Raw genomic sequence first — 16,598 nt, 5'->3', positions numbered from 1 at the left:
CCCGATCGCCCAATGGCGCAGAAAGACCGCCGCCCCCCTGCCCGGAACGCTCACCCCTCCAGCACATACCGCCCCGGTGCCGGGCACAGCGGCGGGTAGCCGCGCTCCGCCGCGCCGACGGCGCGCGCCTCCACCGTCGCCGCCGCGGACCGGCTTTCCAGCCAGCCGGTCCAGGCCGGCCACCACGAGCCGCTGCGGGCGGGCGTGGACTCCAGCCACAGGTCGGGGTCGACGTAACGGTCGTCCGGCCCGCGCATGCCCATGCGGTAACGGCGGTCGGGACGGTCGGGGCCGGCGACGATGCCGGCATTGTGGCCGCCGTCGGTCAGCAGGAACACGCTCTGCGTATCGATCTGCAAATTGATCTTGTAGACCGAGCGCCAGGGCGCGACATGGTCGCGCAGCGTGCCGACGGCGAAGATCGGCGCCCGGATGTCGGACAGCGCCACCGGCCGCCCCTCCACCCGGTAGCGCCCTTCCGACAGCTCGTTGCCCAGCAGCAGCCGGCGCATGTATTCGGAATGCATCCGGAAGGGCAACCGCGTGCCGTCGGCGTTCCACGCCATCAGGTCGGTGATCTCCGGCCGCTCGCCGCGCAGATACTGCCGAACCGCCTGCGACCAGATCAGGTCGTTCGACCGCAGCATCTGGAAGGCGCCCGACATCTGCCCGGTGTCGAGATACCCCGACTGCCACATGACGTCCTCCAGATAGGCGACCTGGCTTTCGTTGATGTACAGCATCAGCTCGCCGGCTTCCGTGAAGTCGGTCTGGGCGGCCAGCAGCGTCACCGTCTTCAGCCGCGCGTCGCCGTCGCGCGCCATCGCCGCCGCCGCGATGGCCAGCAGCGTGCCGCCCAGGCAATAGCCGCAGGCATGCACCGGCGGCGGCGCTCCTCCGGTTCCACAGATCGCGTCTATGGCGTCGAGCGCCGCCATCACCCCCAGCCGCCGGTAATCGTCGAAGCCGGTGTCCCGCATCTCCGGTCCCGGATTGCGCCAGGAGACCATGAAGACGGTGAAGCCGCGCCCGACCAGATGGCGGACCAGCGAATTCTCCGGCGACAGGTCGAGGATATAATATTTCATGATCCAGGCCGGCACGATCAGCACCGGCTCGGCATGGACCGACGGGGTGGCGGGGGCGTACTGGATCAGCTCCATCAGCTCGTTGCGGAAGACGACGCTGCCCGGCGTCACCGCCACGTCGCGGCCGACCTGGAACCTGTCCACCCCCACGGCCCGCCGCCCGGTCGCCAGCCGCAGCACGTCCTCCGCCCAGTTCGCCATGCCTTGGGCGAAGTTCATCCCGCCGGTGGCGATGGCGGCGCGCAGGATCTCCGGGTTGGTGAAGGGGGTGTTGGACGGGGCGAAGACGTCCAGGATCTGGCGGGCGACGAAGGGCACGATGCGGGCGTCCGCCTGCGACAGGCCGGGGACGCCGGTGGTCGCGTTGTGCAGCCACTGCTGCGCCAGCAGGAAGGACTGGGCATGGAGCGCATAGGGGAACAGCCGCCAGTCCGGATCGGCGAAGCGGCGGTCTCCCGGCAGCGGCTCGATGCAGGGCGGGGTGTCGCGGTCGATCGCCGCGGCGCCGGCATAGACCGCCAGCCGCACCAGCTTGCGCATCGCCTTGTCGGCCAGCATCGCCTGCTTGCCCGGCGCGTTGCCCAGATGCATCGCCCAGTCGGCGAAGGCCAGCGCCACCGCCGCCGGCGACACCGACAGGGTGAAGCGTCCCTGCCAGGCATGGACCAGCCGGTCGAGGATCTCGCCGCTGAAGGGCAGATAGGGAAAGCCGTAGGCCGGGCTGCGCAGCTCGCCTGCGCCATGGCCGGCCGGTTCGGACGGCGGGCGGGCGGGCGGAATTGCGGCCGGCGGAATTGCGGCGGACGGTACGGCGGCAAGGGTGGCCGCCGGGACGGTTTCGAGCTCGGCCATCGCCATGGCTCTTCTCCTTGGGATGAGGATGTGCGCGTCAGTGGCAGGTCCAGACCGGCAGGTCGGCATTCTCCAGCATGTGGCGGGTGACGCCGCCCAGCACCGTTTCGAACGAGCGCGAATGGCCGTAGGCGCCCATGACGATCAGGTCGGCGTCCAGCGCATGCGCCTGGGCCAGGATGGCGCCGGGCGCCTCGAACTCGGCGGCGAAGTTGATGCGCACGTCGGCCTGCACCCCGTGCGCGGCGAGATGGTCGGCGATGCGCTGGTCCGGCCGGTCATCCCATCCGGGCGGATAGACCGACAGCAGCACCGGCTGCCGCGCCCGGCACAGCAGCGGCAGCGCGCCGCGGATCGCCCGCGCCGCCTCGCGCCGCCGGTTCCACGCCACCAGCACCCGGCCGGGCGCGAACTCGCGGCCGTAGCCGGGCGGGACGATCAGCAGCGACGGGGCGACCGTCAGGGCCAGCCGCCCCGCCTCCGGCGCCGTCAGGGTGCCGTCGATGACCGCCGGGTTGCCGCGCTCCGCCACCACGAGGTCGGCATAGAGGCTGTGGGCGGCCAGCCGTTCGACCGGGTCGCCGCGGTCCTCCAGCCAGGTGCCGGCGATGCCGGCGGCGGCGCAACGCTCCTGGAAGGCCGCGTCCAACGCCTCCGCCGCCGGCCTCCGCCCCCCCTTCCCCTGCCCCTGCCCCTGCCCCTGCGGCGCCCGGGTTGCCGCATCCGCGACCCAGGAGGGCTCGCGCCAGACCGAACTGTGCAGCGCCGTCACCCCGGCCCCGAGCAGGCGGCCGAGCGCGAGCGCAACCGACAGCGCCGGGCAGGAGGCGGGATCGTCGCCGGTCAGCACCAGCATCTTGCGGATATCCATGACCGCGTCCTCCCATCCACCGCTCCGGCCGGGGTCGTCCGCCGGTCCGTACCGCCATCCTGGCGGCCGGGCGGCGGGGCGGCCTTAACGTCGGTTAAGAATTGAGCCAGATTAAGGACGCACCCGCCCGGCCGCTGTTGTAATGGGCATCGGCAACCGGGGAGACAGAACCATGGCACCGCTGGCAGACACCGGCCCATCGGAAGCGCCTCCAGCCGATACCGCCGCATGGCACGCGCTGGACGCGGACGCGGTCGCCGGCCGGCTCGGCAGCCCGGCCGGGGGGCTGGACGGGGCGGAGGCGGCGGCCCGGCTCGGCCGCTTCGGCCCCAACCGCCTGACCCCGCCCCGGCGGCGGCCGGCCTGGCTGCGTTTCCTGGCCCAGTTCCACAATCTGCTGATCTATGTCCTGCTGGCGTCGGGCGCGGTGGCGCTGGCGCTGCGGCACTGGACCGATGCCGGGGTGATCTTCGGCGTCGTGCTGGTCAACGCGCTGATCGGCTACCTCCAGGAGGGCAAGGCCGAACAGGCGATGGAGGCGATCCGCAACATGCTGTCGCCCCATGCGGTGGTGCTGCGCGACGGCCATGCGGTGACACTGGAGGCCGAGGCGCTGGTGCCGGGCGACCGCGTCTTCCTGGCGTCGGGCGACCGGGTGCCGGCCGACCTGCGGCTCGTCCGCGCCAAGGGCCTGCTGGTGCAGGAAGCTGCCTTGACCGGCGAATCCGTCCCCGCCGCCAAGGCGACGGCGGCGGTCGCCGCCGATGCGGCGCTCGGCGACCGCGCCGGCATGGCCTATGCCGGGACCATCGTCGCCCAGGGCCAGGGCACGGGCATCGTGGTGGCGACCGGCGACGCGACGGAGATCGGGCGGATCGGCCATCTGCTGGCCTCCGTCGCCCAGGTGGCGACGCCGCTGCTGGTGCAGATGGCGCGCTTCGGGCGCTGGCTGACCGGCGGGATCCTGCTGCTGGCGGCGCTGACCTTCGCCTTCGGCCGGCTGGTGCATGGCGAGCCGTGGCAGGACATGCTGCTGGCCGCGGTCGGGCTGGCGGTGGCGGCGATCCCGGAAGGGCTGCCGGCGGTGATGACCATCACGCTGGCGGTCGGCGTGACCCGGATGGCCCGGCGCAACGCCATCATCCGCCATTTGCCGGCGGTGGAGACGCTGGGCTCGGTCGGCACCATCTGCACCGACAAGACCGGCACCCTGACCCGCAACGAGCTGGTGGCGCAGAGCGTCGTCACCGCCGACGGCAGCTATACGGTCGGCGGCAGCGGCTACGCCCCCGAAGGGGAGTTCAGCGAGGGCAACCGCCTCGTCGACCCGGCGCAGGAAACGGTGCTGGCCGCGCTGGCGCGCGCCGCCCTGCTGTGCAACGACGCCGCCCTGCACCGCGATGCCGGGGGCACATGGCGGATGACCGGCGATCCCACCGACGGCGCCCTGCTGGCGCTGGCGATGAAGGCCGGGCTCGACCCGGCGGTCGAGCTTGGGCGCTGCCCGCGCCGCGACGCCATCCCCTTCGAATCCGAACGCCAGTTCATGGCCACCCTGCACCACGACCATGCCGGCCATGGCCTCCTGCTGGTGAAGGGCGCGCCCGAACGGGTGCTGGATCTCTGCGAGCGCGAGCGCCGGGCCGGCGGCAGCGCCCCGCTCGACCGCGGGCGTTGGACCGCGCTCACCGCCGAACTGGCCGGCCGGGGCCAGCGGGTGCTGGCGCTGGCGATGCGCCGCACCCCGATCGACCTGTCCGAACTGAATCTGGACGACCTGCGCGAGGAGGGGCTGGAGCTGCTCGGCCTGTGCGGCCTGATCGACCCGCCGCGGGAGGAGGCGCTGCGCGCCGTCGCCGCCTGCCGCGATGCCGGCATCACGGTGAAGATGATCACCGGCGACCACGCCGCCACCGCCGCCGCCATCGGCCGGACCTTCGGGCTGGGCGACGGCGTCACCAGCGGGCCGGCGCTGGACCGGCTCGACGATGACGGCTTCGCCGCCGCCGCCCGCGCCAACAGCGTCTTCGCCCGCACCACGCCGGAACACAAGCTGCGCCTGATCGCCGCGCTCCAGGCGGACGGCCGCACCATCGCCATGACCGGCGACGGCGTCAACGACGCCCCGGCGCTGAAGCGTGCCGACGTCGGCGTCGCCATGGGCCGCGACGGCACCGAGGCGGCGAAGGAGGCGGCGGCGATGGTGCTGGCCGACGACAATTTCGCCTCCATCGTCCATGCGGTGGAGGAGGGCCGCACCGTCTACGACAATCTGCGCAAGACCATCCTGTTCATGCTGCCGACCAACGGCGCCCAGGCGGCGGTCATCCTGGCGGCGGTGCTGTCCGGCACGATCCTGCCGATCACCCCGGTGCAGATCCTGTGGGTCAACATGGTGACCGCGGTGACGCTGGGGCTGGCGCTGGCCTTCGAGGCGCCGGAGCCGGGGGTGATGGCCCGCCCGCCCCGCCCGCGCCACGAGCCGATCCTGACCGGCCGGATGCTGCGGCGGATGCTGCTGGCGCTGGTGCTGCTGGTGGCGTGCAGCTTCGGCTTCTTCTATTTCCACCGGCTCCAGGGCGACGGCATCGAGACGGCGCGGACCATGGCGGTCAACGCCCTGGTGGTCGGCGAGATCTTCTTCCTGCTGAATGCCCGCGGCCTGCATGGCGGGGCCGGGGGCGGGGGCGGGGCCGGCTTGCTGTCCGCCATCGCCGGCAGCCGCCCGGTCTGGCTGTCCATCGCGCTGATGGCGCTGCTGCAACTGGCCTTCACCTATGCCCCGCCGCTCCAGTCCCTGTTCGGCACCGCCGCCGTCGGCGCCGCCGACTGGGCGGCGATGATCGCGGCGGGCGCCGCCCTGTTCCTGCTGGTCGAGCTGGAAAAGCGCCTGACGGAACCTCAGCCCCGGTAATGCCGCCCGAAGCGGTTGGCGAGGAAGGCGTCCAGCGGCACCTGTTCCTGGCGGACGAAGCCGGCCTGCGGGATCGAGCCCTCGCGCAGCAGGTCGAGCACGGCGCAGATGCCGGCGGCGGTGGTGACCTGGATGGCGCTCCAGGTCCGGCCGGCAATGGGCTTGCTGTAGATCTTGGTGGCGAAGGTCTCCTGCCGCAGCTCGCCGTCCTGCATGCCGGTGGCGGTCGCCACCACCAGCACGACGTCCTGCAGCGTCAGCGGCACCGCGGTTTCCAGCACGTCCTTCAGCAGGTGGCGCCGCTCGCCGAGCCGCAGGTCGCGGATCAGCAGGCGGACGATGTCGCGATGGCCGGGATAGCGCACCGTCTTGTAATCGAGATTGCGCACCTTGCCGGCCAGCGTCTCGCACAGCGAGCCCAGCCCGCCCGAGGTGTTGAACGCCTCGTAATCGACGCCGTCCAGGGCGAAGCGCTCGTCGCCCTCCAGCGGCATGACCTCGCGCGGGCGGCCGTCGACGATGGCCTCGCACGGGTTGCAGTACTCGTTGATCAGCCCGTCGGTGCTCCAGGTCAGATTGTATTTCAGGGCGTTGGTCGGATATTGCGGCAGGGCGCCGACGCGCAGGTGCAGGTTGTGCAGCTCGTCGAAGCGGCGGGCAAGGTCATGGCCGACGATGGAGATGAAGCCCGGCGCCAGCCCGCATTGCGGGATCAGCGCCGTATCGGCGGTATCGGCCTGCGCCTTCACCTTGCGGGTGGCGGCGACATCCTCGGTCAGGTCGAGGTAATGCGCACCAGCGGCGACCGCGGCGGTTGCGATGACCGGGGTCAGGGTGAAGGGGCAGGCGCTCAGCACCGCGCGCTGGCCGTGCATGGCGGCGCGCAGCGACTGCGGATCCTCCACGTCGACGCGCATCACCCGCAGCCCGGCCCGTTCGGCGCGCTGCAGCAGCGCCTCGTCGCGGTCGCCGATGGTGACGGCGAAATCGCCGGTCTCCGCCAGCAGCGTGCCGATCATCGAGCCGATCTTGCCGGCGCCCAGAACCAGTACCTTCATCATCGCCATCTCTCCCGCTTCCCTGTTCAGCCGTTCCTGCCTTGGCGAGTTCGCTCGCACACAAAACATGTCGGCCGGGGCCGCCGGGCAGAACCGCCCAATGCGCCGGTGGGGCCGGAGTTTTCCGGCGGAACGACGGAATGTCCGTTGAAATGACGGACCCGCTTTATCCCTCGCAAGCCGGCGGGGCGAAAGCTATGGTCCGAGCCGGTTTTCCCCAACCGCGACCGACCGCCATGACTGACCGCCAACTGACCGCCCCGCACGCCGTCCTGCTGGAGGAGCCGCGCGACGGCGTTCCCCAGACCAGCGAGATGATCCGCGGCGAGCGATTCCGCATCCTGGAGGAGCGTGACGGCTGGCTGCGCGCCGAGAACGGGTTCGACGGGCATGTCGGCTGGCTGCCGCCCGGCACCCGCCATGCCGCGCCGGTGGCCCCGACCCACCGCGTGCGGGCGCTGCGCGCCGACCTGCACCCGGCGCCGACCCACCGGGCGCCGCCGGTGGCGACGCTCAGCTTCGGGTCGCTGGTGACGCTGGACGGCATGGCGGAAAACGGCTGGGCCGGCGTCGGCGACGGGCTGTGGCTGTTCGCCGGCTGGCTGGAGCCGGTCGAGGCGCCTCCCGCGCCCGACCACATCGCCACCGCGCTGCGCTTCCTGGAGACGCCCTATGTCTGGGGCGGGCGCAGCAGCTTCGGCATCGACTGTTCCGGGCTGGTGCTGACCGCGATGGCGGCGGCGGGCATCGTCTCACACCACAGCAGCGGCATGCAGCGCAAGGACGACCGGCTGGGCGCCTGGGTCTCCGACGACGGTCGGGACGTCGCCTATGAACGCGGCGACATCGTCTTCTTCCCCGGCCATGTCGGGCTGATGCTGGACGGGGCGCACCTGCTGCACGCCACCGTCTTCACCATGTCAGTCGTGATCGAACCGCTGGCCGAGGTCGCCAAGCGCGCGGAGATCAATGGCGTCCGCCGTCCCGGCCAGGGCGTCCGCCGTCCCGACCTGACGCGGGCGTAGCGCCTCGCCCACCAGCAGCAGGGTCGGCCCCTTGCCGGCGGCCACCCCCTGCTCCGCCATCTCGCCCAGCGTCGTCCACTGGCGCCGCTCGTCGGGCCGGCAACCGTTCTCGACCGCCAGCACCGGCGTGGCGGCGGGCAGCCCGGCCCCGGTCAGCCCCTGCCCGACCGCGCGGGCCTGCTCGCGCCCCATATAGATCGCCAGCGTGCCCTGCGGATCGGCCAGCCGCGCCCAATCCGGCTCGAAGCGCTCGCCATCGCGGCCATGGGCGGTGACGAAGGTGACGGCGCGCGACACCCCGCGCATGGTCAGCGACAGCCCGGCCGAGGCCGCGCAGCCCAGCGCCGCGGTGATCCCCGGCACCACCCGCACCGGGATGCCGAGGCTGTCGAGATGCGCGATCTCCTCGCCGGCCCGGCCGAACACCATCGGGTCGCCGCCCTTCAGCCGGACGACGCGCTTGCCGCGCCGGGCATGGAAGGCGATCAGCGCGTTGATCTCACCCTGCGGCAGCGAATGCCGGCCGGAGCGCTTGCCGACGCAGATCCGCTCGGCCTTCGGGTGGGCGAGGTCGAGGATGCCGTCACCGACCAGCGCGTCGTAGAGCACCACCTCGGCAGCGGCCAGCGCCTTGACCGCCGCGACGGTCAACAGGTCGGGATCGCCGGGCCCGGCGCCGACGAGGGTGACGGTGCCGGACCCGTGCTGCCCCCACCCTGACCCTCCCCCGCCGTTTTCCCCCTCTCCCCCCCGGGGAGAGGGTTGGGGTGAGGGGGAAAACGTCTCTGAAAGACGAGCGAACACTGAAAATGCGGGGCGCAGCCAATCCCAGAAGGCTTCACCGCGCGTCCCCCTCACCCCGACCCTCTCCCCGGGGGGGAGAGGGAGTATCACAGCTTCACGCCACTTCGTGCCGATGGGCATGACGAAGCACCTCCTTGAGTTCAGGCACGCAGGATCCGCAATTGGTGCCGGCCTTCAGCGCGGCGCCGATCTCCGCCACGCTGGTCAGCCGGCCGTCGCGGATCGCGCCCATCAGCCGGTTGATGCCGACACCGAAGCAGGCGCAGACGATGCGTCCCTCGTCGGCCTGCGCCCCCGGCGCCCGGCCGGCGAGCAGCCCAGCCCGCGCACCGTCGTCCAGCCCGCCCGCCTCCAGCAGCCCGGCGAGCCAGCCGCGCGGCGGCAGCCGCCCGTCGGCGGCGACGAACAGGCAGGCCTCCAGCCGGTCGCCCTCCAGCCACGCCATCCGCAGACTGCCGCGGGCGCCGTCGCGATACTCCACCGCCGCCCCGGCCGGATCGAGCCCCGGCAGCCAGCCGCCGATCTCCGGAATCGCGCCGATGCCCGCCATCTCGACCAGATGGCCGCCGGCCACCGCGCGCCGCGCCCAGTAGCCGCCCCAATAACCGCCATGGCCCGGCTCCAGCGCACGCCGGCTCAGCAGGAAGGCGGTCCAGTCGGGACGCCAGGGCTGGACGGTCGCCGGCATCCGCTTCAGATCGGGCTGGCCGGAGAGCGGGTCGACCGCCTCGTCGTCGATCAGCCGGCCGACGACGCAGGCGCCGGTGAAACGGTCGGTCCAGTGCATCGGCAGGAACATCGTGCCCGCGCCCTGGGCATCGGTGAGGCGGACACGGGCCAGCGCCTCGCCCGTCCCGGTGACGATGCGGGCAAACCCGCCATCGGCCAGCCCGCGCGCCGCGGCGTCGGCCGGGTGGATGTCCAGCCGCGGTTCCGGCACATGGGCCGACAGGCGCGGCGACAGGCCGGTGCGGGTCATGGTGTGCCACTGGTCGCGCAGCCGGCCCGTGTTGAGCAGCAGCGCCCCGTCCGGCAGGCTGCGCGGCAGCGGCTTCGCGGTGACCGGCAGCATCTGGGCGCGGCCATGCCCGGTGAAGAAACGGCCGTCGCCGAACAGGCGCATCTTCGGCTCCTCCCCGGCACGCCAGGGCCAGGGGAAGGGCGCCAGCGCCTCGTAACCGGCATCGTCCAGCCCCTGGAGCGCGCCGATGTCGAAGGCCCGCGCCCCGTCATTCTCGAAGGCCGACAGGGCGGCATGCTCGCGGAACAGCTCGGCTGCGCTCTCGTACGGAAAGGCGTCGGCGAAGCCCATCCGGCGGGCGACCTGGGTGACGATCCACCAGTCGGCCCGCGCCTCCCCCGCCCCGTCGCGGAAAGCCCTCTGCCGCGAAATCGTCCGGTCGGAGTTGGTGACGGTGCCGTCCTTCTCGCTCCAGCCCAGCGCCGGCAGGCGGATATGGGCGAGGCGGCCGGTGTCGGTGTCGCCGATGCAGTCGGAGACCACCACCGTTTCGCACCGCTCCAGCGCCCGGCGGACACGGCCGGCGTCGGGCATGCTGACCGCCGGGTTGGTCGCCATGATCCACACCGCCTTCACCGTTCCGGCCTCGATGGCGCGGAACAGATCGACGGCCTTCAACCCCGGCCTGTCGGCAATGCACGGCGCTTTCCAGAAACGTCCGACCCGCTCGACCTCCTCTGCCGTGAACCCCATATGGGCGGCGAGCTGGTTGGCGAGCCCGCCGACCTCGCGTCCGCCCATGGCGTTCGGCTGACCGGTGACCGAGAAGGGGCCGCAGCCGGGATGTCCGATGCGCCCTGTCAAAAAATGAACGTTCAGGATGGCGTTGACGGTGTCGCTGCCCTGCGACGACTGGTTGACGCCCTGGGAATAGACGGTGACGACCCGGCCGGTCGCGGCGAACTCGGCATAGAAGGCTGCGACCTCGGCCTCCGCCAGCCCGCAGCGGCGGGCGACCGTCGCCACGTCCGGCGCATCGGCGCGGGCGGCGGCCAGCGCCTCCTCCGCCCCGTCGGCATGGGCGGCGACGAAGCCGGCATCGCGATGGCCATGGTCATCCAGCCAGGCCAGCAGCCCGTTGAACAGCACCGCGTCGGTCCCCGCCTGCAGCGCCAGATGGCGGTCGGCGGCATCGACGCAATCGGTCCGCCTTGGATCGACCACGACGATGCGGGTTCCCCGCTCCGCCCGCGCCGCCAGCAGCCGCTGGTTCAGGACCGGATGGCACCAGGCGAGGTTGGAGCCGACCAGCACCACCAGATCGGCGCACTCGAAATCCTCGTAGGCCCCCGGCACCGCGTCGGCGCCCAGCCCCCGCTTGTGCCCGACCACCGACGAGGCCATGCACAGGCGCGAGTTGGTGTCGATGTTCGCCGAGCCGATGAAGCCCTTCATCAGCTTGTTGGCGGCATAGTAATCCTCGGTCAGCAGCTGGCCCGAGACGTAGAAGGCCACCGACTCCGGCCCATGCGTGGCGATGGTGTCGGAGAAGCGCCGGGCCACCGCGTCCAGCGCCTCGTCCCAGCCGACCCGCTGCCCGTCGATCTCCGGATGCAGCAGGCGGCCGTCCGGCACCAGCGTCTCGGCCAGCGCCGACCCCTTGGAGCAGAGCCGGCCCCGGTTGGCCGGATGGCCGGAATCGCCGCGCACGCTGACGGCGCCATCCGCCGCCACCCGCGCGACAACCCCGCACCCGACCCCGCAATAGGGACAGGTCGTCCTCACCTCCCGTTCGGCCCCGGAAGCAGGCCCCCCAATGGGATCGGGCCCGTCAAACATGGCCGCAGGCCTTGCGGCAGCCGCCGCGCGACAGCTTCGCCTCGCCGAGCGCCAGCGAGACGCCGCGCCCCTCGACCCGCACCGGGACATGGCCGGTGCGGCCCTCGTCGGGGGCGACGGCCTCGCCGGTCGCCAGCTCGATCACCCAGCCGTGCAGCGGGCAGGTGACGCGGCGGCCATGGACGATGCCCTGGGACAGCGGCCCGTTCTTGTGCGGGCAGGAATCCTCCAGCGCGAAGATCTCGTCGGCCGCCGTGCGGAACAGGGCGATGTCGCCCTGCGCCGTGCGGACGACGCGCGAGCCCAGCACGGGGATGTCGTCGATGCTGCCGACATGGGTCCAAGCGATCTCCGAGATGGCGGTTTCGGGAGCGGCGGTTTCCATGATGATGCTGTCCATGATCCCTTACCCCACGTCGGCGAGCAGTTTGAATTCGTGACGGTCGACGCCCTGGGCGGCGCGCTCGGCCCACGGGTCGTCCTGCGAGAAGCTCTGCGAGAACAGGAAGCGCGCGTTCAACGCCCGCCGCCGCTCCGCATCCCCGACCAGCGCCGCCTTGATGTGGTCGAGCCCGACCCGCTCGACCCACGGCGCGGTGCGCTCCAGGTAGCGGGCCTCCTCGCGGTAGAGCTGCATAAAGGCGCCGGTGTATTCCAGCACCTCCTCTTCCGTCGCCACCCGGACCAGCAGGTCGCAGGCGCGGACATGCAGGCCGCCGTTGCCACCGACATGCAGCTCGTAGCCGCTGTCGATGCAGACCACGCCCAGATCCTTGATGGTCGCCTCGGCGCAGTTGCGCGGGCAGCCGGACACCGCCAGCTTGACCTTGTGCGGGGTCCAGGTGCCCCAGGTCATCCGCTCCAGCTTCACGCCCAGCCCGGTCGAATCCTGCGTGCCGAAGCGGCACCATTCCGACCCGACGCAGGTCTTCACCGTGCGCAGCCCCTTGGCGTAGGCGTGGCCCGACACCATCCCGGCCGCGTTCAGATCGGCCCACACCGCCGGCAGATCCTCCTTCTTCACCCCGAACAGGTCGATGCGCTGGCCGCCGGTGACCTTCACTGTCGGGATGGCGAACTTGTCGACCACGTCGGCGATGGCGCGCAGCTCCGAAGCACTGGTCAGGCCACCCCACATGCGCGGCACCACCGAATAGGTGCCGTCCTTCTGGATGTTGGCGTGGGCGCGCTCGTTGATGTAGCGCGACTGGTAGTCGTCCTTGTACTCGCCCGGCCACGCACACAGCAGGTAATAGTTCAGCGCCGGCCGGCACGACGCGCAGCCGTCGGCCGTCGTCCAGTCCATCGCCTGGAACACCTCGGCCATCGTCTTCAGCCCGCGCTCCACGATGGATGCCCGCACCGCGTCATGGCTGTGGTGGGTGCATTTGCACATCGGCTTGACCGTCGGCGCGGCCTTGAAGCCGTCGCCCAGCGTCGCCGCCAGCAGCGCCTCGACCGTGCCCGAACAGCCGCCGCAGGAGGCCGAGGCCTTGGTGTGCGCCTTGACCTCGTCCAGGCTGGTCAGGCCCTTTTCGGTGATCGCCTTGACGATGGTGCCCTTGCACACCCCGTTGCAGCCGCAGATCTCCGCACTGTCGGGCAGCGCGGCAACCGCGGCGTTGGGGTCTCCGCCATCGGCCCCCCCAAACCCCTGCCCGAAGATCATGGTGTCGCGCTCGGCCGACACGTCCGCGCCGTCCTTCAGCAGCGAGACGTACCAGGCGCCGTCCCTGGTGTCGCCGTACAGCACGGCGCCCAGCAGCCGGTTGTCCTTCAGCACGAGGCGCTTGTAGACGCCGCGGGAGGCGTCGCGGAACAGGATCTCCTCGGTCCCCTCCCCGCCCGAGAAATCGCCGGCCGAGAACACGTCGACCCCCGTCACCTTCAGCTTGGTCGAGGTGACGGAGCCGGTGTAGGCGCCATCCTCTCCGCCGGCGAGGTCGTGGGCCAGCACCTTCGCCATCTCGAACAGCGGGGCAACGAGGCCATAGGTCAGGCCGCGATGCTCGACGCATTCGCCGACCGCGAAGATCGACGGGTCGCTGGTGCGCATGCGGTCGTCGACGCGGATGCCGCGCCCGCACTCCAGCCCGGCCGCCCTGCCCAGCGCCATGTTCGGGCGGATGCCGACCGCCATGACGACGATATCGGCCGGCAGCTCGCGCCCATCCTTCAGCCGCACCGCGCGGACCTGTTCGTCCCCGACGATTTCCGCGGTATCCGCCCCGGTCAGCACCGCGATGCCGCGGCGCTCCAGCTCGCGTTGCAGCAGCATGCCGGCCGACGGGTCGAGCTGGCGTTCCATCAGCGTCGGCATCAGGTGGATGACGGTGACGTCCATCCCCTTGACCCGCAGCCCGTTGGCAGCCTCCAGCCCCAGCAGGCCGCCGCCGATCACCACGGCACGGCCGCCCTTCGCCGCCGCCGCCAGCATGGCGTCGACATCGGCCAGGTCGCGGAAGCCGACGACGCCCGGCAGGGTCGAGCCCGGCACCGGGATGATGAAGGGCATCGAGCCGGTGGCGATCAGCAGCCTGTCATAGGGAACGACGCGGCCGGACTGCGAAACGACAGTCTTTGCCTCGCGGTCGATCCCCTCCACCGCCTCGCCGGTCAGCAGCGCGATGCCGTTGGCGTCGTACCACTCGCGGCTGTTCAGCACGATCTGGTCGAAACTCTTCTCCCCCGCCAGCACCGGCGACAGCATGATGCGGTTGTAGTTCGGGTGCGGCTCGGCCCCGAAGACGGTGATCTCGAAGCGGCCGGGCGCCTTGGCCAGCAGTTCCTCCACCGTCTTCATGCCGGCCATGCCGTTGCCGACCACCACCAGCCGCTCCTTCGCGGGGCCGGGGATGCGCAGTGCGGCCCCCTCAGGTGCGATGGCATCAGGTTGGGCGGCATCAGGTTCGACGGCGGGCCCGTTGTTCGATGAGAGATGCATGTCCATGGCGCGTCTGCCTCGTCTCCAGTCCGGCCTGCCGCAGGGTCAGGCACGGGGCCAAAAAGAAAGGCGTCCGAACGGGCCGCGACTCCGCCCCCGCGAAGTCTCGCGACGGTCAGGCTGCAGACCTGTTCGGACGCCGTTGTCCGGGCGGTTCGTCGTCGAACCAGGGCCGATCCCGCGCATCGTCGCGCGGCGTCGGCCGGTGTCGCGGGCACCGGCGACGTTGCCGGTGCCCGCTGCTGTCTCGCCGCTCCCTTCGCAATCCGCGTGCCAATCGCCGCAAAATCCCCGCCGTCCCGCCCGGACCCAACGATTCCGCCGGGTCCGGCCCCTCCACCGCCCCCATACCAAGGTGCCTGTTTTCATACCATCCCAAGGTATTGCCTATGGGATGGTCACACTGTCTTGTGTGCGCCGCAAAAAGCGGCAGGCGCGGTGGGGACATGGCCGGCGCCTCATACCTTCCGCCGGGTCTTGCCCAGAGGAATCAAGCTCTCCGGCCCATTTTTCGGCAAAACCCATCCTTTGGCATGAGGTTTGCGAAGGACGGGACCAGAGACGCGCCAACGACGGTGCGTGCATCCCAAGCGTCCAATGATGGGCCAGCCCCGGCAGTGTTGCCGACCCGGTATCGACAGGCCTTTTCCAAGGCTTTCAGGTCGATCCCGCTGGACCCGTTCGACGGCCGAGATGCCCGCAAAGCCATCTGCCCAAAGAACAGCCAGTCCGGGACTTGCCCAGAAAATCGACACCGGTGTCGCCCCACCCGCCCGCTGGTCCGGTTATCAGCGCCGGCTCTCGGAGCCGACTACCAGAGATGGAGCAACCGACGTGGCCCAGACCTCCCGCACCCTCCGCCAGCTTCTCGCCTCCGCCGCCGCCACAATCGCCCTGACCGCGGCTGCCTCCGCCCTCGCCGCCCCGCTCGACGTGGAAAAGGACCAGCTGAAGCTCGGCTTCATCAAGCTGACCGACATGGCGCCGCTCGCCATCGCCGCCGAAAAGGGCTTCTTCGAGGATGAGGGGCTGTCCGTCACGCTGGAGCCGCAGGCGAACTGGAAGGTGCTGCTCGACCGCGTCATCTCCGGCGAGCTGGACGGCGCCCACATGCTGGCCGGGCAGCCGCTGGGCGCCACCATCGGCTTCGGCACCAAGGCGCACATCGTCACCGCCTTCTCGATGGACCTGAACGGCAACGGCATCACGCTGTCGAACGACGTCTGGCGGAAGATGAAGGCCAACGTTCCGACGGGGGCCGACGGCAAGCCGGTCCACCCGATCAAGGCCGATGCGCTGAAGCCGGTGATCGCCCAGTACAAGGCCGAGGGCAAGCCCTTCAACATGGGCATGGTCTTCCCGGTCTCGACCCACAATTACGAGCTGCGCTACTGGCTGGCGGCCGGCGGCATCAACCCCGGCTATTACAGCCCGACCGACGTGTCGGGCCAGATCGGCGCCGACGCGCTGCTCTCCGTCACTCCGCCGCCGCAGATGCCGGCGACGCTGGAGGCCGGCACCATCTACGGCTACAGCGTCGGCGAGCCGTGGAACCAGCAGGCGGTGATGAAGGGCATCGGCGTGCCGGTGATCACCGACACCGAGATCTGGAAGAACAACCCCGAGAAGGTGTTCGGCGTCACCGACGAGTGGGCTAGCAAGAATCCCAAGACCCATCTGGCCGTCGTCAAGGCGCTGATCCGCGCCGCCCAGTGGCTGGACGAGAACAACAACGCCAACCGCGCCGAGGCGGTGAAGATCCTCGCCAAGTCCGAGTATGTCGGGGCCGACGCCGCGGTGATCGCCAATTCGATGACCGGCACCTTCGAATATGAGAAGGGCGACAAGCGCGAGGTTCCCGACTTCAACGTCTTCTTCCGCTACAACGCGACCTACCCCTTCTATTCCGACGCCGTGTGGTATCTGACCCAGATGCGCCGCTGGGGCCAGATCTCCGAGCCCAGGCCCGACGCCTGGTACGACGAGACCGCGCGCAAGGTCTACAAGCCGGACATCTACCTCCAGGCCGCGAAGCTTCTGGTCGAGGACGGCAAGTCGAAGGAAGCCGATTTCCCGTGGAAGAGCGACGGCTACAAGCCGGTCGACACCGGCTTCATCGACGGCATCCCCTATGACGGCCGCAAGCCGAACGACTACCTCGCCAAGCAGCCCATCGGCCTGAAGGGCGAACAGAAGGTCGAGGGCGGTCAGGTGGTGGGGGGGTAAGCAGCATTGCCCCCAC

Annotated in this window: 10 protein-coding genes; 3 read left to right on the top strand and 7 right to left on the bottom strand. The window is 71.0% G+C overall.

The window, feature by feature from the left end; all coding sequences use genetic code 11:
* Positions 1 to 50 precede the first annotated feature (50 nt).
* Both AL072_RS31245 and AL072_RS31240 read right to left on the bottom strand, forming a co-directional pair.
* Entirely contained in the window at positions 51 to 1,946 is a 1,896-nt protein-coding gene (locus tag AL072_RS31245; RefSeq protein ID WP_082109251.1) for a PHA/PHB synthase family protein, read from the bottom strand.
* A gap of 31 nt (positions 1,947 to 1,977) precedes the next feature.
* On the bottom strand, positions 1,978 to 2,811 hold the full coding sequence (locus AL072_RS31240; RefSeq protein WP_052710318.1) for a universal stress protein: 834 nt from the start codon (positions 2,809 to 2,811) through the stop codon (positions 1,978 to 1,980).
* Between the two features lie 172 nt (positions 2,812 to 2,983).
* On the opposite strand from AL072_RS31240, the gene AL072_RS31235 reads away from it, so the two are divergent.
* Positions 2,984 to 5,725, top strand: coding sequence for an HAD-IC family P-type ATPase (locus tag AL072_RS31235; protein WP_045584841.1), 2,742 nt, complete (start codon positions 2,984 to 2,986; stop codon positions 5,723 to 5,725).
* On the opposite strand, the gene AL072_RS31230 is transcribed toward AL072_RS31235, so the two are convergent.
* On the bottom strand, positions 5,713 to 6,786 hold the full coding sequence (locus tag AL072_RS31230) for a saccharopine dehydrogenase family protein (protein ID WP_045585238.1): 1,074 nt from the start codon (positions 6,784 to 6,786) through the stop codon (positions 5,713 to 5,715). The two genes, AL072_RS31235 and AL072_RS31230, sit on opposite strands and share 13 nt — an antisense overlap.
* Before the next feature lie 233 nt (positions 6,787 to 7,019).
* Between AL072_RS31230 and AL072_RS31225 the strand changes: the two genes are divergently transcribed.
* On the top strand, positions 7,020 to 7,808 hold the full coding sequence (locus tag AL072_RS31225) for a C40 family peptidase (protein ID WP_045584840.1): 789 nt from the start codon (positions 7,020 to 7,022) through the stop codon (positions 7,806 to 7,808).
* On the opposite strand, the gene cobA is transcribed toward AL072_RS31225, so the two are convergent.
* From cobA to nirB, 4 genes are all read right to left on the bottom strand, one after another.
* Positions 7,704 to 8,459: a uroporphyrinogen-III C-methyltransferase gene (cobA, locus tag AL072_RS31220; protein ID WP_052710317.1), complete on the bottom strand. Its 756-nt coding sequence runs from the start codon at positions 8,457 to 8,459 to the stop codon at positions 7,704 to 7,706. The genes AL072_RS31225 and cobA overlap by 105 nt on opposite strands.
* Positions 8,460 to 8,706: 247 nt before the next feature.
* Complete coding sequence (locus AL072_RS31215) at positions 8,707 to 11,358, bottom strand: molybdopterin-dependent oxidoreductase (RefSeq protein WP_425388623.1); 2,652 nt, start codon at positions 11,356 to 11,358, stop codon at positions 8,707 to 8,709.
* Between the two features lie 46 nt (positions 11,359 to 11,404).
* The gene (gene nirD, locus AL072_RS31210) at positions 11,405 to 11,812 is read right to left on the bottom strand and encodes a nitrite reductase small subunit NirD (RefSeq protein ID WP_082109249.1); all 408 of its coding nucleotides are present in this window, start codon (positions 11,810 to 11,812) and stop codon (positions 11,405 to 11,407) included.
* Between the two features lie 6 nt (positions 11,813 to 11,818).
* A complete protein-coding gene (gene nirB, locus AL072_RS31205) occupies positions 11,819 to 14,362 on the bottom strand; it encodes a nitrite reductase large subunit NirB (protein WP_052710316.1) in 2,544 nt (847 codons plus the stop codon).
* An 828-nt stretch (positions 14,363 to 15,190) separates the two neighbouring features.
* Between nirB and AL072_RS31200 the strand changes: the two genes are divergently transcribed.
* Entirely contained in the window at positions 15,191 to 16,582 is a 1,392-nt protein-coding gene (locus tag AL072_RS31200) for a CmpA/NrtA family ABC transporter substrate-binding protein (RefSeq protein WP_045584837.1), read from the top strand.
* Positions 16,583 to 16,598: the final 16 nt, after the last annotated feature.

The sequence above is a fragment of the Azospirillum thiophilum genome, assembly GCF_001305595.1.
Taxonomy (GTDB): domain Bacteria; phylum Pseudomonadota; class Alphaproteobacteria; order Azospirillales; family Azospirillaceae; genus Azospirillum; species Azospirillum thiophilum.
This window is presented reverse-complemented; position numbering and strand designations above follow the sequence as displayed.